The following is a 17,066-nucleotide window of genomic DNA, read 5'->3' as shown; positions in this document are numbered from 1 at the left end:
GAAAGGGGGAGGACTCCATGTCCGACCTGCCCCTGGTCCAAGCGGATCGCGCCGTACCGCCGGCGGCCCCGACCACCGTCACGGGTGGTCGCGGCCGCCGGCTGCGGCTCCTCTCCCGCACCGACCGCGTGGTGATCACGCTGATGGTGCTCGTACCCCTGCTGCTGGTGGTGGCCCTGGTCTGGCTGCCCGCGGTGGCGACCGTGCTGCTCTCCGGCACGAACTGGGACGGCATCGGTCCGCTCGGCGAGATCGACTGGGTCGGGTGGAAGAACTACGACGACGTGGTGAACATCTACCCGCCGTTCGTGCCGGCCGTGCAGAACAACCTGCTCTGGCTGGCCGCGCTGTTCGTGGTGGCCACCCCGTTCGGCATGTTCCTCGCCGTGCTGCTGGACAAGGAGCTACGCGGCAGCCGGTTCTACCAGACCGCGCTGTACCTGCCGGTGGTGCTCTCGCTCGCGTTGATCGGCTTCGTCTGGCAGCTCATCTACAGCCGGGACCAGGGCCTGCTCAACGCGGTGCTGGGCAGTCAGACCGACTGGTACGGCGACCCGCACGTCAACATCTGGGCGGTGCTGGTCGCCGCCGGCTGGCGGCACGTCGGCTACATCATGCTGCTCTACCTGGCCGGGCTGAAGGGCGTCGACCCGTCGCTGCGCGAGGCCGCCGCGGTGGACGGCTCCTCGGAGGCCAGCACCTTCTTCCGGGTCGTCTTCCCGGTGATGCGGCCGATCAACATCATCGTGCTGGTGGTGACGGTGATCGAGTCGCTGCGCGCGTTCGACCTGGTCTGGGTGGTCAACAAGGGCCGCAACGGGCTGGAGCTGCTCTCCGCGCTGGTCACCCAGAACGTGGTGGGTGAGGCCAGCCGGATCGGCTTCGGCTCCGCCCTGGCGACCATCATGCTGGTCGTCTCCCTGGTCTTCATCACCGTCTACCTGGCCACCGTGATGCGGGAGGAAAAGCGATGACCACCATGCCGGCCGGGCGCCGCCGGCCGCTGCGCCCCGCCCGGGTGGTCCTGCACCTGTTCCTGGGTACGGTGGCCGTCGGCTGGCTCTTCCCGATCCTCTGGGCGGCGCTGACCTCGCTGCGGTCGTACGAGTACACCGCCACCCACGGCTACGTCTCGCTCGGCGGCTGGACCCTCGACAACTACGTCACCGCCTGGCGGACGGCGGAGTTCGGCAAGCACTTCCTCAACTCCGTCTACATCACCGTCCCGGCGGTGCTGCTGACCCTCTTCCTCGCCTCCTGCGTGGCGTTCGTGATCGCCCGGTTCAGCTGGAAGTTCAACATCGCCCTGCTCGGCCTCTTCACCGCGGCGAACCTGCTGCCCCAGCAGGCCCTGCTGATCCCGCTGTTCCGGATGTTCACCGAGATCCCGCTGCCCGCCTGGATGAGCGACTCGGAGCTGCTCTACGACAGCTACTGGGGGCTGATCCTGGTCAACGTCGCCTTCCAGTGCGGCTTCTGCGTCTTCGTGCTGAGCAACTACATGAAGGCCCTGCCGCACGAACTGTACGAGGCGGCGATGGTCGACGGGGCCAGCGTCTGGCGGCAGTACTGGCAGGTCACCATGCCGCTGTGCCGGCCGGCCCTGGCGGCGCTGGCCACCCTGGAGGTGACCTGGATCTACAACGAGTTCTTCTGGGCCACCGTCCTGATGCGCACCGGCGACAAGTTCCCGGTCACCAGCTCGCTGAACAACCTGCGCGGCGAGTTCTTCACCGACAACAACCTGGTCTCGGCCGGCTCGGTGCTGGTCGCCATCCCCACCCTGGTGATCTTCTTCCTGTTGCAGAAGCAGTTCGTCCGGGGCCTCACCCTGGGCGCCAGCAAGGGCTGACCGGCCCGGCTCCGGCCGCTCCGGCCGCTCCGGCCGCTCCGGCGGCGAAGACTGTTGTCCGTAGAGCGGTATGTCTGTGAGACATGACCATGTCTGACAGACATGCCGCTCACCATGGTTCGGCCGCCCGGCTCGTGTCACGCGCTGTCACGGCCGGGGGCCCGCACAGAAAGCCGAGCGGTATGACGACTCCGGCCATCCTCCACCTCCGCCGCGCGCGGACCAGCCTGGTGCTGGACGCGCGCGGTCCGGGCCTTCCCCGGGTCGTGCACTGGGGCGCCGACCTGGGCCCGCTGCCCGCCGAGGACCTGCCCGCGCTGGTCGACGCCACGGTCCCACCCGTGGTGCCGAGCAGTTTCGACGCGCCCACCGTGCTGTCGCTGCTGCCCGAGGCGAGCGCCGGCTGGAGCGGCCGGCCGGGGCTGGCCGGCCACCGCGCTGGCCGGGACTGGTCGACCGCCTTCCGGCTGACGGGCCTGGAGGTGGTCGACGAGCCCGTGGCGCCGCCGTCCGCCGGGGGCGGGGCCGCGCGGGTGACCGTGCGGGCGGCGGACCCGGGCGCGGGGTTGTCCCTGACCGTCGAGATCGCGCTGGACCCGGCCGGGTTGCTGACCCTGCGGCACCGGCTGCGCAACGACGGCGACGCCCCCTACGAGGTGCGGGAGCTGACCCCGGTGCTGCCGGTGCCGGCGGTCGCCACCGAACTGCTCGACCTGACCGGCCGCTGGTGCCGGGAGCGGACCCCGCAGCGGCACCCGTGGCCGATGGGCGCCTGGGTCCGCGAGGGGCGGCACGGCCGGACCGGGCACGACGCCACGCTGCTGCTGGTCGCCGGCACGCCCGGCTTCGGCTTCGGGCACGGCGAGCTGTGGGCGGTGCACACCGCGTGGAGCGGCGACCACGTCACGGTGGCGGAGCGCCGCCCCACCGGCGAGGCCACCCTGGGCGGCGGCGAACTGCTGACCCCGGGCGAGATCGTGCTGGGCCCGGGCGAGGAGTACGCGACTCCCCTGCTCTACGCGGTGCACTCCGTCGAGGGCCTCGACGGGCTCAGCGACGTCCTGCACACCCACCTGCGGGCCCGCCCGCAGCACCCGCGCAGCCCACGACCGGTGACATTGAACGTCTGGGAGGCGGTCTACTTCGACCACGACCTGGACCGGCTCAAGGGGCTCGCCGACCGGGCCGCCGAGGTGGGCGTGGAACGCTTCGTGCTGGACGACGGCTGGTTCCGGGGCCGCCGGCACGACTGGGCCGGCCTCGGCGACTGGTGGGTCGACGACGACGTCTGGCCGGACGGGCTACAACCGCTCATCGACCATGTCCGCGGGTACGGCATGCAGTTCGGGCTCTGGGTCGAACCGGAGATGGTCAACCCGGACTCGGACCTGTTCCGGGCCCACCCGGACTGGGTGCTGCAGACCCCCGGCCGGCTCCCCCTGCCGTGGCGGCACCAGCAGGTGCTCGACCTGGCCCACCCCGACGCGTACGCGCACCTGCTGTCCCGGCTGGACGCCGTGCTGACCGGGCACGACGGGATCGCGTACCTGAAGTGGGACCACAACCGGGACCTCACCGAGGCCGGGCACGCCGGCCGGCCCGGGGTGCACGCGCAGACCGTGGCGGTCTACCGGCTGCTGGACGAACTGCGCGCCCGGCACCCGCGGCTGGAGATCGAAAGCTGTTCCTCCGGCGGGGCCCGGGTCGACCTGGAGATCCTGCGCCGCACCGACCGGGTCTGGGCCAGCGACTGCAACGACGCGCTGGAGCGGCTGTCGATCCAGCGCTGGACCGGGCTGCTGCTCCCGCCCGAGCTGGTCGGCACCCACATCGGACCGGAACGCTCGCACACCACCCACCGGGTGCACGACCTGGGCTTCCGGGCCGTCACCGCGCTCTTCGGTCACCACGGCATCGAGTGGGACATCAGCGGGATCACCGCCGCCGAGCGGGCCGAGCTCACCGCCTGGGTGGCGCTGCACAAGCGGCTGCGACCGCTGCTGCACGGCGGCCGGGTGGTCCGGGTGGACCACCCGGACCCGGCCGTCCACGCGCACGGCGTGGTCGCCCACGACCGTTCCCACGCGGTGTACGCGATCTCCCGGCTGGCCACCTCGGTGGCGCAGGTGCCCGGCGTGCTGCGGCTACCCGGCCTGGATCCGTCCCGGCGCTACCGGGTGCGGCCGCCGGCCGGGGTCCCCGAGCCGGCGGTACTCCAGCTCACCGAACCCGGCTGGCTGTCGCCGGGCGACGGGGTGACGCTGAGCGGGTCGGTGCTGGCGGCCGTGGGCCTGCAACTGCCGGCCCTGCATCCGGAGCAGGCGCTGCTGCTGGAGCTCACCGAGGTCGGGTAGCGGCACGTCCGGAACGGGTCCGAAAAGTTTCGGGCCGCGCAGTGTGGATGTTCGCCCCGCAGGCGCGCTGTGCTCGGGAGGGCCCGCGCCGGACTTCCGGAAGTCGTTGACATGGCGGAAGCGGCGAGCCAATACTGTCGCCACCGAATACCTCGACCGCCATCGATGCGGAGGAGCCATCCGGATGCGTACCACACCACACCCCGAGAAGCGGTCCCTGATCGCCGGCCTCGCCGCCGCCGCGCTGGTCGTCGCCGGCGGGGTCGTCGGCACCCTGACCACCACCGCCGCACCGGCACAAGCCGCCGCCTGCGCCGGATACGTCGGGCTGACCTTCGACGACGGCCCGTCCAACGACAAGACCCCGGCCCTGCTCAACGCGCTACGGCAGAACGGGTTGCGGGCCACGATGTTCAACGAGGGCCAGTACGCGGCCGCCTACCCGGCCCAGGTCCGGGCCCAGGTCGACGCCGGCATGTGGGTCGGCAACCACAGCTACACGCACCCGCACCTGGTCCAGCAGGGCCAGGCCCAGATCGATTCCGAGATCTCCCGGACCCAGCAGGCCATCGCCAACGCGGGCGGCGGCACGCCGAAGTTGTTCCGTCCGCCGTACGGCGAGACCAACTCGACGCTGCGGTCGGTGGAGACGAAGTACGGCCTGACCGAGATCATCTGGGACGTCGACTCGCAGGACTGGAACGGCGCGAGCGTCGACGCGATCGTGCAGGCCGTCGGCCGGCTGACCAACGGACAGATCATCCTCATGCACGAGTGGCCCGCCAACACGCTCGCGGCGATCCCGCGCATCGCCCAGGTCCTGGCCAGTCGCGGGCTCTGCGCCGGCATGATCTCGCCGCAGACCGGCCGCGCCGTGGCCCCGGACGGCGACGGCGGCGGCGGTGGCGGTGGCGGTGGCGGTGGCGGTAGCTGCACGGCGACGCTGTCGGCCGGCCAGCAGTGGTACGACCGCTACAACCTCAACGTCTCAGTGTCCGGCACCAACACCTGGACCGTCACGATGAACATCCCGTACCCCGCGAAGGTCATCGCCACCTGGAACGTCAATGCCACCTGGACCAACGCCCAGACCATGGTCGCCAGGCCCAACGGCAGCGGGAACAACTTCGGGGTCACCATCCAGCACAACGGCAACTGGACTTGGCCGACGGTCTCCTGCGCCGCCGGCTGACACCCCAGATCGCCGCACCGCCGACGTACCGGAAAAGGGGGTGGCCGGGTCCGCGCGGACCCGGCCACCGGTGGTACGACGGCGGTCAGCTCGCGGTGCAGGTCACCGCGGGCACCGAGTTGGTGCCGTTCCAGCTGCCGATGAAACCGAAGCTGGTGCTGGACCCGGCACCGAGCCGGCCGTTGTAGTCCACGTTGCGGGCGGTGTACGTCGACCCGCTGCCGCTGATCGTGGCGTTCCACGACTGGGTGACGGTCTGGCCGTTGGCGAAGGTCCACTTCGTCGTCCAGCCGTTGATGGCGGCCGAGCCGGCGGTCACCTTCACCTCGCCCTGGAAGCCGCCCTGCCAGGAGTTGACGATCGTGTAGCTGGCGGTGCAGCCGCCGCTGGGCGGCGGGGTGGTCGGCGGCGCGGTGGTGGGCGGCGGCGTGGTCGGCGGGGTCGTCGTCGGGGGCGGCGTGGTGGGGGTGACGCCGGAGTAGACCGACGCCTCCTTGGCGGTGGACTTGATGCCGTTGGCCCCGTTGAAGATCCGCTGGCCCCAGCTGGTCAGCTGGTTCGGGTCGAAGTTGGTGGCCATGTCGAGGTACTCGACGCCGCCGCCGTTGCCGCTCCACGACCAGCCGAGGTAGCCGATCCCGTTGGCCTGGCTGTAGGCCATGATGGTGTCCTCGTCCGGGTTGCCGTCGGAGTGGTTGAAGCCGAACTCACCGACCACGATGGGCAGTCCGGCGCTGCGGAACCGGCCCAAATAGTCGGTGATCTCCGCGGCGGTGTCGAAGACGCCGTACATGTGGATCGAGAAGACCGTGTTCTTCTGCGGGTCGGCGTTGAAGACCGTGCTGGCGTTGTCCCGCATGGTGAAGGACCAGTCCTGGCCCCAGTTCGGGCCGTCCACCATGATCGTGTGGGCCAGGCCGCCGGCGCGCAGCCGCTTGATCGCATTGGCGGTGTCGGTGGCCCAGGTGCCGTAGCCCTGGTTGCCGTACGGCTCGTTGCCGATGTTGACGATGACGTACTTCTCCTGGCCCTGCAGGGCGCTGGCGATGCTCAGCCAGTAGTCGACCGCGCGGTCCAGGGTGATCGCGCCGCTCTGCTCGCCGTATCCGGTGGTGTCGTGCACCTCCAGGACGCAGATCAGCTTGTTGGCCTTGCACAGCGAGATGACGTTGGCGACGTCGGCGGTGTCGTTCTTGGCCCAGCGGTCGCCGCTGGCCAGCACCACCCGGACGGTGTTCGCGCCGAGCGCCTTGATGTTGGCGAACGAGCTGGTCTGCTGCGGGTACCAGGTGTGCGCGTGGTTGACCCCGCGCATGATGAACTCGTTGCCGTTGGCGTCGTAGAGCCGCCCGTTCGAGACGGAGAAGCCGGCGGCGGCGTGCGCCGGCTGCCCGAAGGCGAAGACGGCGGCGAGAACCGTCAGCAGGGCGGCGCCCGCGACGGAGAGCAACTTCTTCATGGCTGTCCTCAGGGAGGTCTCCCCCGTGCCCAGGTGGGGGGTGCGGTGGTGGTGACGAAGGCGGCCGAGCCCGACAGCCGCCGCCCGGTTCCCGGCGGACGCAGGCATCAGCGTAGGGCGATGGATCACGGAAAGCAACCGGTTAAGTTCGCCGATCCTCGGGGCGGTGGCCTGTGGCGGCCCGTGTCGCCACGGGCCGCCACAGGGGCGGTCATCCCCACCACAGGATGTAGCGCCACCCCGGTCTGAACCGGTTAAGGCGGACTGTAGGCACCGTCCCTCCCGGCGTCAAGACGCACCGCGACCCGGAAAGCGGACTCCAGGGTTGGCCCGCGTGGGCCGGGGTATCCGGTGACGATCCGCCCGGAAGGAGATGCGCCATGGTCAACGTCGGCTACACCCTCATGTGCGAACAGGCCGGCCCGAAGCAGCTGGTCGACCACGCCATCCGCGCCGAGGCCGCCGGCTTCGACCACCTGGTCATGTCCGACCACTACAGCCCCTGGCTCGGCACCCAGGGCCACTCCCCGTACGCCTGGTCGGTGCTCGGCGCGGTCGCGCACGCCACCAGCCGGGCCGAACTGCTCTCCTTCGTGACCTGCCCGATCCGGCGCTACCACCCGGCCGTGGTGGCACAGAAGGCCAGCACCATCGGGATGCTCTCGGACGGCCGGTTCACCCTCGGCCTGGGCGCCGGGGAGAACCTCAACGAGCACGTGATCGGCGGCTGGCCGCACGTGCAGCAGCGGCACGAGATGTTCGAGGAAGCGCTGCAGATCATCCGGCCCCTGCTCAACGGCGAGTCGCTGACCTTCTCCGGCAACCACTTCGAGGTACCCGACGCGTACGTCTGGGACCGGCCGGAACGTCCCGTGCCGATGGCCGTCGCCGCCTCCGGCCGGCAGTCGGCCACCCTCGCCGCCGAGTACGGCGACGGGCTCATCGCCACCGACCCACTGCCGCACCTGATCGAGATGTACGAGGAGGCCGGCGGCGCGGGCCGCCCCCGCTACGGCCAGGTGGCCATCTGCTACGGCCCGGACGAGGCGGAGTGCCGCAAGATCGCCCACGACCAGTTCCGCTGGTTCGGGCTGGGCTGGAAGGTCAACGCGGACCTGCCCGACCCGGACGCGTTCGCGGCGGCCACCCAGTTCGTCCGCGAGGACGACGTGGCGCAGGGCATCCCCTGCGGGCCGGACGTCGACCGGCACGTCGAGGCGTTCAAGAAGTTCGTCGACGCCGGGTTCACCCATGTGGCGCTCGTGCAGGTCGGCGGCGACAGCCAGCCGATGTTCCTGGACTGGGCGCAGGAGGAGCTGCTGCCCCGGCTCCGCGAGCTGTGACGCTGCGGACGACGCGACCGGGGAGCGCCGGCCGCGCTCTCCGGCCGTCGCCACCCGGGCGCTTCGGCGTGGCGGGACTGCGCCTCGCCCTCGCCGCGCCCCGGCCGGCGGCCGGCCTGATCAGCGAGTTCCGGCTCGTCGCCGGGTTGCGGACGCACACCCGCCGCTCGACCGACCCGGTCGGCGGCACCCCGGCCGTGGTGCTGGTGCACGGGCTCGCCGTCTCGCACCGCTACCTCACCCCGCTGGCCGTCGCCCTCTCCCCCACCCATCCGGTGTACGTGCCGGACCTGCCCGGATTCGGGCTCACCCAACGCCCCGGCACCGCGTACGACGTGTCCCGGCACGCCGCGCACCTGGCGGCCTGGCTGGACGCGTACCGGCTGGACCCGGTCTGCCTGGTGGGGCACTCGTTCGGCGCGGAGGTGGTCGCCGCGCTCGCCGCCCGCCGCCCGGACCTGGTCCGCGCCCTGGTGCTGGCCGGCCCGACCAGCGACCCAGCCGCCCGCAGCCGCCGGGGACAGCTCAGCCGCTGGCTGGTCGACGCCCTGCGCGAGGCCCCGTTGCAGGCGCCGATCCTGTTCCGGGACGGGTGGGACGCCCGGCCCTGGCGGGTCGTCGCCACCCTGTCCCACTCGGTCCGCAACGCGGTCGAGGCGGACCTGGTCCGGGTCGCCGCGCCGGCGCTGGTGCTCGGCGGCGCCCGGGACCCCGTCGCCCCGGCACGCTGGCGCGAGCAGGCCGCCCGGCTCGTGCCCGACGGCCGGTCGGTCACCGTGCCGGCCGCCGCGCACAACGTGGCCACCACCGCCCCCGCGCAGGTCGCCGACGCGATCCGCGCCCTGCTGGCGCCCGTCCTGGAAAGGTGAGTCCATGCGTATCGGGAACACGGAGATCCGGCCTCTCGGCGGCGGGCTCGGCTGCCTGTTGATGATCCTCTTCTCGATCCTCGCCTCGGTGGTGCTCACCGTCCTGCTGAACCTCATCCTCTGACAGCTCGGGCGACCGCCGCCCCGCGGCCGGCCAGGCGAACTCGGGTTTCGCCGCGCCGCGCCGCGCCCGAAGATCCGCGCAAGTTCGCGGAAAGAGTGGCCGCACGAGCAGCCAAGGCCACTCTTTCCGTGAACCTGGCCCCTCGCCGGGGCGAGGCGGGGCGGGGGACGCGCGTCAGGCCGGATCCAGCGCCAGGTCGGCCAGGACCGGGTAGTGGTCGGAGGCGGTGTCCGCCGGGGCGTCGCGGATCACCCGGACCGCGTCGGTCAGGGCCGCGAGGTCCGGGGTGGCGAGCAGGTAGTCCAGCCGCATCGCGGCGAACTCCGCCCCGGCGTACCCGGTCGGCACGGTCAGCCCGTCCGGCTCGGTGCCGCCGAGGTGCGGCCAGAGGTCGACCAGACCGGCGTCGAGCAGCCGGGCCACCGCGCGGGTGTCGACGGTACGGCCGTCGCGGCGCAGGTGCCGCCGCCGGTAGAGCTCGGTGAGGCCGGCCAGCCGGGCGGTATGGTCGACCGCCGGTTCGAGGGTGTTCAGGTCCCCGGCGAGCAGGGCCGGCGGGCCCCCGGTGCGCCGGACCGTCGCCGCCAGCCAGTCGGCCTCCATCCGCCGCCGGCCGCCGGAGTACGGGTTCAGGTGGGTGCTGAGCACGGTCAGCGGCCCGGTCGAGGTGGCCACCTCGACCCGGGCCGCGGCGTGGTGGAAGGGACGGCGCACCCGGCCGGACCGGAGCACCCGCAGCGGCGCGCGGACCAGCACCGCCACCGGCTGCCCGAAGCAGGACCGGGCCAGGTGCGGCGCCATGCCCAGCCGGCCCGCCAGGTCGGTCAGCCGTCCGCCCCGGTCCAGGCCGCGCAGCTCCTGCAGGGCCAGCACGTCGGGGCGCTGCGCGGCGACGACCGCGACGATCCGGTCCCAGCGGTCGGTCCCGTCGCGGTCCCGCCCGCCGGTACGGATGTTCCAGGTCATCACCCGCAGCATGGCGCCCGGTCAGCCCTCCCGGCCGGCCTTGGCCAGCTCGTCGTCCAGCTCGTGCACCTGCTCGGACTCGATCGCCGGCCGGTTGCCCTGGTACACATCGGCGTTCGGGCGGACCACCCAGTAGAGCAGCGGGATCCACAGCCCGCCCAGCAGGATCGCGCCCATGAAGTCGGTCGGGTGGTGCATGCCCCGGTACATCCGGGAGATGGCCACCCCGACCGGCATGATCACCGCCATCGCCACGAAGAGCCACCGCCACCAGCGGTCGGTACGGACGAACACGATGATCGCCATCGCGCTCCACAGGCAGATGGTGGCCGCGATGTGCCCGGACGGGAACGACGAGGTGGGCATCTGGCCGTCCAGGTTCTCCACCGGCGGCCGGGGGCGCTCGACCACCCGGGCGCTGGCCAGGAAGAGGCTGAGCTCACCGAACATCGCCAGCACCACGAAGAGCACCGGCCGCCAGCGCCGCCAGACCGCCAGCACCAGCGGGCAGAAGACCAGCGAGACCAGCAGGATCGCGTGGGTGTCGCCGAACTTGCTCCACCACCAGCTCAGCTCGGTGAGCTGGTCGGTGCGCCGGGCGGCGAACCACTGCGGGACCTCGGTGTCCAGCGTGTCGAAGACGGTGCCCTTGGCGTGGTAGCTGACGTACATGCCGAAGGCGTAGAGGGCGCCGAACACGAGGACCCAGCCGACCAGCAGCTCGGCGACGGCCGAGCGGGGGTGGTCCAGCAACCGCTCCTCGGCCGGTGCGGGCTTGATCTCCTCCCCGGCCTCCGGTTCCAGGCCCTCGCTGATCGGCGGCACGGTGCGGCCCCGCTCCCGCCGCCAGAGCCGGAAGGCGTACGCGCTGACGCCGAGCCAGAGGGCGCCGAGCAGCCAGCCGCCGAGCACGTCGGAGACGAAGTGCACGCCCAGCGCGATCCGGGTCAGCCCGATCAGGACGACCAGCACGGCGACGACCGCGATGGCCGGCTTGCGCCAGCGGGGTCGCATCGCCGGCAGGAAGACCAGCAGCAGCGCCCCGTACGCGACGAACGAGCCGAGCGCGTGACCGCTCGGGAAGCTGTTGCCGGGGGCGTGGGTGATCGGCACGTCCACCACCGGGCGGAGCCGACCGACCAGCGCCTTCAGCGACGGGTCGAGGATCAGCCCACCGACCCCGGTGATGATCAGGTACGCGGCCAGCCGGGACTGGCGGCGGATCAGCAGGCTGATCACGGCGATGGTGACCAGCCAGATCAGCACCGGTCGGCCGCCCAGGTCGCTGATCGCCTTGAGCACGGTGACCACGGGGTGGTGCGGCGCCACGAGGTTGTTGAACCACTCGGCCGCCTCGTGGTCGGCGTGGTAGAGCGGCCCCCAGTGGAACCGCACGAGCATCAGCAGCACGCCGAACCCGACACCCGCGCCGGCGACGGCGAGCAGGCCCGCGACGCTCCGCTCGGCGAAATGGCCGAGCGGCCGCCGGGCCGCCTCCTTGACCGCGGTCACCTGAGCACCTCCCTTTTCAGCTGCGAGGCGCGCTGTACCCGATTCCGGCCCCCGCTACACGCGGCCGTCGGCCGTCAGAGCGCGGTCATCTCGCCGGTGTCGAGCACCTCCGCGCGCGCGACCTCCGCCTCCGGCTCCCAGCGGTCGGGCTGGGCGGGCTCCTCCACGCCGATCCGCATCGCCTCCAGCTGGGCGGCGAAGGCCAGGCCGCCGAAGAGCGCCATCCCGGTCAGGTTGGCCCAGAGCAGCAGGGCCATCATCCCGGTGAGCGCCCCGTAGGTCTGCCCGAACCCGCCGCTGTACTTCACGTACGCGGCGAGCAGCAGGCTGGCCAGCCACCAGAGCACGGTGGCGATCCCGGCGCCGAAGAAGAGCCAGGAGAGGCCCGGCTGGTTGCGCCGGGGGGCGTGCCGGAACAGCGCCGCCACGGCCAGCACGGTCAGCCCCAGGCTGAGCGGCCAGCGGATGACGTCCCAGGCGGCGTTGGCGAAGGTCCCCCACTCGTAGTGCCGCTGCACCGAGTCGCCCATCGCCCGGCCGCCCACCAGGATCAGGAACCCGGTCAGCGCGGGCACCCCGGCGACCAGGGCGAGGACGGCGGCGCGGAGGTACTTGGCCAGGGCCGGCCGGTCGCGTTCGACGCCGTAGATCCGGTTGGCGCCCCGCTCGATCTGGGCCATCACGGTGGTGAGCGCGACCAGCCCGGTGATCAGACCGAGGGCCAGGGCCAGTTCGCCGGCCCGCTCGGTGTGCTGGCCGTCGCCGAGCAGCTCCTGCACCACGGATTCGCTCTGCCCGGGGGTGAGCGCCAGGACGGTGTCGGCGACCACCTTGCCGCCCTCGTCGGCCCCGAGGTCGGAGATCAGGCCGGTGAGCGCGATCAGGAACGGCACCACGGCCAGGCAGAGCTGAAGGGCGAACGCCCGCGAGTGGCTGAAGCCGTCGCCGTAGCGGAACCGGATGAAGGCGTCCCGGAGCAGGCACCAGCCGCCGTGCCGGCGCAGGGTACGCCAGGCGTCGTCGGCGGAGAGTTCCTCCTCCGACATCAACCGGGTCTCGGGGACCAGTTTGGTGCTACTCACGGCGGGCCTGCTCGACCAACCGCTCACCGCGCTTGGCCGCCGCGTCGGCGTCCACCGACAGGTCGGGGTCACGCTCGGGTCGCGGCACGCAGAGCCAGAGCGACTCGGGCCGGATCTCGGCGGTCAGCGACCGGCCCGGCTCGATCAGGTCGCCGTCGAGCTGCCGGGGCTGGCTCCGGTTGCTGGTGATCTCGACCTTGCGGGCCCGGAGCACCTCCATCCGGGGCACGCTGCCGCGGCGGCGCACCAGTGCCCAGCCCATCGCCAGCCAGTGCCCCAGCGTCCGCGGCGTCAGCACCGCCACGTCGAACCAGCCGTCGTCCGGCTCGGCGTCGGTGAGCAGGCGTACGCCGCCCTGCAGGCGGCCGACGTTGGCGACCAGGACCGAGCGGGCCCGGCGGCGCAGCGGCGGGCCCCCGTCGATCCGGATGGACACCCGCATCGGCCGGTCCCGCAGGTGCCGGGCGGCCCCCACGAGGTACGCGGGCCAGCCGATCCGCTTCTTGGTCGTCTCGGAGGTGGAGTCGAGCATCTGCGCGTCGAAGCCCATGCCGGCCATCACCGCGAAGCAGCTGTCGCCGACGACGCCGACGTCGAGCCGGCGCATGCCCCGCTCGATGGCGACCTCCAAGCCGGCGGCCAGGTCGTTGGAGAGGCCGAGGTTGGCGGCGAGCAGGTTGCCGGTGCCCTGCGGCAGCACGGCGAGCGCGACGTCGGTGCCGGCCAGCGCGGTGACGCAGGCCATCACGGTGCCGTCACCGCCGCAGGCGAAGACCACCTCCGCGCCGGCCTTGACGGCGGCCTCGGCCTGCCCGCGACCCGGGTCCTCCACCGTGGTCTCGTACCAGGTCGGCGCGGGCCAGCCGGCGGCCTCGAGGGCGCCGTCCACGGTTTCGCGGAAGTTGTCGAGATCGGTCACCTTGGCAGGGTTGACCACCACCGCGGAGCGCGGCGCGGGGTTGTCTGCGGTCACCGGGCGCTTGTCCTCTCCACCGTCCACGGCGCCAGTGTGCAGCAGATCCGGCGGGTCAGCGAGCCGACGGCGGACGATGTCGCAAGGACGGCAAACAGGTTTGACCGCGGCCGCGACGGGGCAGGCCGCTCAGGCCGCCGTACGCAGTGCGGCCTCCACCCGGCGGCGCAGGTCGTCGAGGTCGGCGCCGGCCTCGGTGAGCACCAGCGCGGCGAGGCCGTTCCCCTCCCGGAGCAGGCCGAGCAGGATGTGCTCGGTACCGATGTGATGGTGCCGCAGTCGCAGCGCCTCGCGCAGGGACAGCTCCAGCACCTTCTTGGCCCGGGGCGAGAACCGGCCGTCGTCGGGCCGGCGCCGGCCGCCCCACCAGCGGCGCGGGGCGGGTGGGGCCTCGCGCAGCGCGTCCGGACCGAACGACTCCTCGATCCGCGCGACGATCGCGGCGAGGTCGATGCCGATCTCGCGCAGCGCGGCGGCGTCCGCCTCGCCCAGGCCGTCGACGCCGGCCGCGGTGTGCCGGGCCACCGCGGCGCGCAGTTCCTCGGCCCGGACACCGCTGTCCGAGAGCACCCGGACGGCCAGGTTGTCGCCGTCGGACAGCACGCCGAGCAGCAGGTGCTCGGTGCCGACCGGGCGCCGACCCTCGGCGCGGGCCTCGTCGACCGCGTGCCGGACCACGGCCCGGGCCCGGTCGGTGAACCGTTCGAACATCACGCCTCCCAGCTTCCCCGTACCGCCGGTCGCCCGGCGTGCTTCTTGTGGACCGCCTGCCGGCTGACCTCGAGCGCGTCGGCGATCTCCTGCCAGGACCAGCCCTGTCGTCGGGCGTTGTCGACCTGGATCACCTCGAGTCGCTCGAGCAGCCGGCGCAGGGCGAGCACCGCGCGGAGCCCGACCTTCGGGTCGGTGCTGCCGGCGGCCGCCGCGAGTTCCGTCGCCTGACTCATGTTGTCAACATAGGTTGACAAGGGAAGTCCTGTCAACCCTGGTTGACAGGAAACACGAACTCCATGACGCCCGGCCGCGCCCCGGCCGGTGCTACGGTCCGCTGGTGTTCCGCCGTCGCCCCCTGGACCGACCCGTCGAGGCCGCCCGCCGGCTGACGGTCGGGTGGCTCGGCCTGGAGATCGCCGGGGGCAGCGTGGTCGGGCACCGCTACCCCGAGAACTTCGACGTGCTGCACCTCGATCCGGAACTGCCGCTCGCGGGGGTCGCCGACGGCATGGGCGACGGCGAGGGCAGCCGGGTCGCCGGCGCCACCGCGATGAGCACCTTCGTCGACCAGGTCCGCGGCGGCTGGCCGGCCGTCGACCCGGCCGCGCTGCGCGCCGCGACGGCCGAGGCCCAACTCCGGGTACGCCGGGCCGGGGCGGCCGTCGCCGGGCTCACCGGCTGCACGCTGACCGCCATGGTCGTCGAGCCCGAGACCGGCCAGGGATGGCTGGTCCAGCTCGGCGACTCGCGGGCGTACCGGCTGCGGGACGGGCTGCTGGAGCTGATCACGGTGGACCACACCATGGCCTGGCTGGGCGTGGTGCACGGCTGGTGGCCGGCGGACTCCCCTGAGGCGGCCCGGGCGCGTTACCAGTTGCTGCGCTACGTGGGCCACCCGGACAAGCCGGAACCGGACCTGCTCGCCGTGCCGCTGCGCGCCGGCGACACCTGGCTGCTCTGCACCGACGGGGTCAGCGACCAGCTCGACTACCACCGGCTGCGGGACCTGCTGGCCGCCCGCCAGGATCCGGCGCGTACCGCCGAGGCCCTGCTCGCCGCCACCCTCGACGAGGGAGGCGACGACAACGCCACCGCGGTGATCGTCCGGGTCCACCCGGCGGTCCCCACCCCGCGCTGAGCGCACCCTCGACCCTCGCCTCGACCTCGCCCGGCACCGGGTGAGCGGCGCCACCTGTGACGAGCTGACAATTTGTGCAATCATTGTCAGCATGTCGAGCGAGCGGCTGGAAGCGATCCTCACCGCCGCGTACGAGTGCTTCACCCGGCACGGCGTGCGGCGGACGACGATGGACGACATCGCGGCGGCGGCCGGAATGTCCCGCCCCGCCGTCTACCAGTACGTCCGCAACAAGGACGACGCGTACCGGCGGCTGGCCGAGCGGCTCTTCGCCGAGTCGCTCGCCGCCGCCCGCCGGAGCGCCGCCGACGCGGGCACGCTGGAGCGGCGGCTGCACGACCTGCTCGCCGCCAAGCTCGAACTCACCCTGCGGCTGCACCGGGAGAGCCGGCACGCCGCCGAACTGCTCGACGCCAGCACGAAGCTCACCGGCGACCTCGTCGAGGCGTACACCCGGGAGCTGACCGACCTGGTGGCCGGCACGCTGGCCGACGCCGCCGGGCCGCGCGCCCGCGCGGTCGCCGACGTGCTGGTCGCGCTCACCCGCGGCCTGGAGGCCGACCTCACCGACCCCGACCTGCCCCGGCGGCGGCTGCGCGACGGCGTCGCGCTGGTCGTCGCGGGCCTGCGACCGCACCCGGGAGACCCCACATGACCACCGTCCTGATCACCGGCACCTCCTCCGGCATCGGCCGCGCCACCGTCCGGCGGCTCGCCCGCCGACCCGACCTCACCGTCTACGCCACCGCGCGCAAGGTCGAGGCGATCGCCGACCTGGCCGACACCGGCGCCCGGCTGCTCCCCCTCGACGTCACCGACGAGGCGTCCATGCGCGCCGCCGTGGCCACCGTGGAGGCCGAGCACGGCCAGGTCGACGTGCTGGTCAACAACGCCGGCTACGGCGAGTACGGCCCGATCGAGGAGACCCCGCTCGACCGGGTCCGCGCCCAGTTCGAGACAAACGTCTTCGGGCTCAGCCGGCTCACCCAGCTGGTGCTGCCCGGCATGCGGCGGGCCGGCCGGGGCCGGATCGTCAACGTCAGCTCGATGGGCGGCCGGCTGGTCTTCCCCGGCGGCGGCTACTACCACGCCAGCAAGTACGCGGTGGAGGCGATCTCCGACGCGCTGCGCCAGGAGGTCCAGCCGTTCGGGGTGGACGTGGCGATCGTCGAACCGGGGCTGATCCGGACCGGCTTCGGCGCCGTCGCCGCCTCCTCGCTCGGCGCCGGGTCCGCCCCGGACGGGCCGTACCGGAAGATGGTCGCCACCGTCGACACGGTGATGGCGCGGTCGTACCAGAACCGGATGCTCGCGGCGACGCCGGAGACGGTGGCCCGGGTGATCGAACGGGCGGCGACCGCCCGCCGGCCACGCACCCGCTACCTGGTCACCGCCGCGGCCTGGGCGATGGTGCACACCCGCCGGCTGCTCGGCGCCCGGCTCTTCGACGCCGTGAACCGGCTCCAGTTCCGCTGACCCGACCCGGGC

General features: G+C 72.8%; 15 protein-coding genes and 2 pseudogenes. 9 read left to right on the top strand and 8 right to left on the bottom strand.

Features of this window, described 5'->3' with window-relative positions; all coding sequences use genetic code 11:
- The first annotated feature begins 17 nt into the window (after positions 1-17).
- From EFE23_RS02995 to EFE23_RS02980, 4 genes are all read left to right on the top strand, one after another.
- Entirely contained in the window at positions 18-974 is a 957-nt protein-coding gene (locus tag EFE23_RS02995; RefSeq protein WP_123239332.1) for a carbohydrate ABC transporter permease, read from the top strand.
- Entirely contained in the window at positions 971-1,852 is an 882-nt protein-coding gene (locus tag EFE23_RS02990) for a carbohydrate ABC transporter permease (RefSeq protein ID WP_123239331.1), read from the top strand. Before EFE23_RS02995 ends, EFE23_RS02990 begins: the two co-directional genes overlap by 4 nt.
- Positions 1,853-2,034: 182 nt before the next feature.
- Entirely contained in the window at positions 2,035-4,206 is a 2,172-nt protein-coding gene (locus EFE23_RS02985) for an alpha-galactosidase (protein ID WP_123239330.1), read from the top strand.
- Positions 4,207-4,390: 184 nt separating this feature from the next.
- Positions 4,391-5,398 carry a polysaccharide deacetylase family protein gene (locus tag EFE23_RS02980; RefSeq protein WP_123239329.1) on the top strand — a complete coding sequence of 336 codons (1,008 nt, stop codon included), beginning with the start codon at positions 4,391-4,393 and terminating at the stop codon, positions 5,396-5,398.
- An 85-nt stretch (positions 5,399-5,483) separates the two neighbouring features.
- On the opposite strand, the gene EFE23_RS02975 is transcribed toward EFE23_RS02980, so the two are convergent.
- A complete protein-coding gene (locus tag EFE23_RS02975; RefSeq protein ID WP_123239328.1) occupies positions 5,484-6,857 on the bottom strand; it encodes a cellulase family glycosylhydrolase in 1,374 nt (457 codons plus the stop codon).
- A 380-nt stretch (positions 6,858-7,237) separates the two neighbouring features.
- Here EFE23_RS02975 and EFE23_RS02970 point away from each other — a divergent pair, with 380 nt between their 5' ends.
- Positions 7,238-8,200, top strand: a complete 963-nt coding sequence (locus EFE23_RS02970) for a TIGR03557 family F420-dependent LLM class oxidoreductase (protein WP_123239327.1) — start codon at positions 7,238-7,240, stop codon at positions 8,198-8,200.
- A gap of 68 nt (positions 8,201-8,268) precedes the next feature.
- On the top strand, positions 8,269-9,069 hold the full coding sequence (locus tag EFE23_RS02965; protein WP_233600838.1) for an alpha/beta fold hydrolase: 801 nt from the start codon (positions 8,269-8,271) through the stop codon (positions 9,067-9,069).
- A gap of 298 nt (positions 9,070-9,367) precedes the next feature.
- On the opposite strand, the gene EFE23_RS02960 is transcribed toward EFE23_RS02965, so the two are convergent.
- The 7 genes and pseudogenes from EFE23_RS02960 to EFE23_RS02935 form a co-directional block, all read right to left on the bottom strand.
- A complete protein-coding gene (locus EFE23_RS02960; RefSeq protein ID WP_123239326.1) occupies positions 9,368-10,171 on the bottom strand; it encodes an endonuclease/exonuclease/phosphatase family protein in 804 nt (267 codons plus the stop codon).
- Between the two features lie 9 nt (positions 10,172-10,180).
- Positions 10,181-11,671, bottom strand: a complete 1,491-nt coding sequence (locus tag EFE23_RS02955; protein WP_123239325.1) for a phosphatase PAP2 family protein — start codon at positions 11,669-11,671, stop codon at positions 10,181-10,183.
- Positions 11,672-11,745: 74 nt separating this feature from the next.
- Positions 11,746-12,753: a YihY/virulence factor BrkB family protein gene (locus tag EFE23_RS02950; protein WP_123239324.1), complete on the bottom strand. Its 1,008-nt coding sequence runs from the start codon at positions 12,751-12,753 to the stop codon at positions 11,746-11,748.
- The gene (locus tag EFE23_RS02945; protein ID WP_123239323.1) at positions 12,746-13,753 is read right to left on the bottom strand and encodes a diacylglycerol/lipid kinase family protein; all 1,008 of its coding nucleotides are present in this window, start codon (positions 13,751-13,753) and stop codon (positions 12,746-12,748) included. The genes EFE23_RS02950 and EFE23_RS02945 overlap by 8 nt, the downstream gene beginning before the upstream one ends.
- Before the next feature lie 129 nt (positions 13,754-13,882).
- Positions 13,883-14,059 (bottom strand): annotated as a pseudogene (locus EFE23_RS29685) (Clp protease N-terminal domain-containing protein); the annotation flags it as partial.
- A gap of 177 nt (positions 14,060-14,236) precedes the next feature.
- Positions 14,237-14,437 (bottom strand): annotated as a pseudogene (locus EFE23_RS29680) (Clp protease N-terminal domain-containing protein); the annotation flags it as partial.
- Positions 14,437-14,673 carry an HTH domain-containing protein gene (locus EFE23_RS02935; RefSeq protein ID WP_030501777.1) on the bottom strand — a complete coding sequence of 79 codons (237 nt, stop codon included), beginning with the start codon at positions 14,671-14,673 and terminating at the stop codon, positions 14,437-14,439. The pseudogene EFE23_RS29680 and the gene EFE23_RS02935, both read right to left, overlap by 1 nt.
- Positions 14,674-14,777: 104 nt before the next feature.
- Between EFE23_RS02935 and EFE23_RS02930 the strand changes: the two genes are divergently transcribed.
- The 3 genes from EFE23_RS02930 (at position 14,778) to EFE23_RS02920 (ending at position 17,054) form a co-directional block, all read left to right on the top strand.
- Positions 14,778-15,578, top strand: a complete 801-nt coding sequence (locus EFE23_RS02930) for a PP2C family protein-serine/threonine phosphatase (RefSeq protein ID WP_123239321.1) — start codon at positions 14,778-14,780, stop codon at positions 15,576-15,578.
- 91 nt (positions 15,579-15,669) lie between these two features.
- The gene (locus EFE23_RS02925; protein WP_123239320.1) at positions 15,670-16,233 is read left to right on the top strand and encodes a TetR/AcrR family transcriptional regulator; all 564 of its coding nucleotides are present in this window, start codon (positions 15,670-15,672) and stop codon (positions 16,231-16,233) included.
- Complete coding sequence (locus EFE23_RS02920; RefSeq protein ID WP_123239319.1) at positions 16,230-17,054, top strand: oxidoreductase; 825 nt, start codon at positions 16,230-16,232, stop codon at positions 17,052-17,054. The genes EFE23_RS02925 and EFE23_RS02920 overlap by 4 nt, the downstream gene beginning before the upstream one ends.
- Positions 17,055-17,066: the final 12 nt, after the last annotated feature.

It is taken from the genome of Micromonospora solifontis (assembly GCF_003725545.1).
In the GTDB taxonomy this organism is placed as follows: Bacteria; Actinomycetota; Actinomycetes; order Mycobacteriales; family Micromonosporaceae; genus Micromonospora; species Micromonospora solifontis.
This window is presented reverse-complemented; position numbering and strand designations above follow the sequence as displayed.

Bases quoted from the DNA above. Each gene is read 5' to 3' on its own strand.
- EFE23_RS02995 (WP_123239332.1), top strand. From the start codon at position 18: ATGTCCGACCTGCCCCTGGTCCAAGCGGATCGCGCCGTACCGCCGGCG.
- EFE23_RS02990 (WP_123239331.1), top strand. From the start codon at position 971: ATGACCACCATGCCGGCCGGGCGCCGCCGGCCGCTGCGCCCCGCCCGG.
- EFE23_RS02985 (WP_123239330.1), top strand. From the start codon at position 2,035: ATGACGACTCCGGCCATCCTCCACCTCCGCCGCGCGCGGACCAGCCTG.
- EFE23_RS02980 (WP_123239329.1), top strand. From the start codon at position 4,391: ATGCGTACCACACCACACCCCGAGAAGCGGTCCCTGATCGCCGGCCTC.
- EFE23_RS02975 (WP_123239328.1), bottom strand. From the start codon at position 6,857: ATGAAGAAGTTGCTCTCCGTCGCGGGCGCCGCCCTGCTGACGGTTCTC.
- EFE23_RS02970 (WP_123239327.1), top strand. From the start codon at position 7,238: ATGGTCAACGTCGGCTACACCCTCATGTGCGAACAGGCCGGCCCGAAG.
- EFE23_RS02960 (WP_123239326.1), bottom strand. From the start codon at position 10,171: ATGCTGCGGGTGATGACCTGGAACATCCGTACCGGCGGGCGGGACCGC.
- EFE23_RS02935 (WP_030501777.1), bottom strand. From the start codon at position 14,673: ATGAGTCAGGCGACGGAACTCGCGGCGGCCGCCGGCAGCACCGACCCG.
- EFE23_RS02925 (WP_123239320.1), top strand. From the start codon at position 15,670: ATGTCGAGCGAGCGGCTGGAAGCGATCCTCACCGCCGCGTACGAGTGC.
- EFE23_RS02920 (WP_123239319.1), top strand. From the start codon at position 16,230: ATGACCACCGTCCTGATCACCGGCACCTCCTCCGGCATCGGCCGCGCC.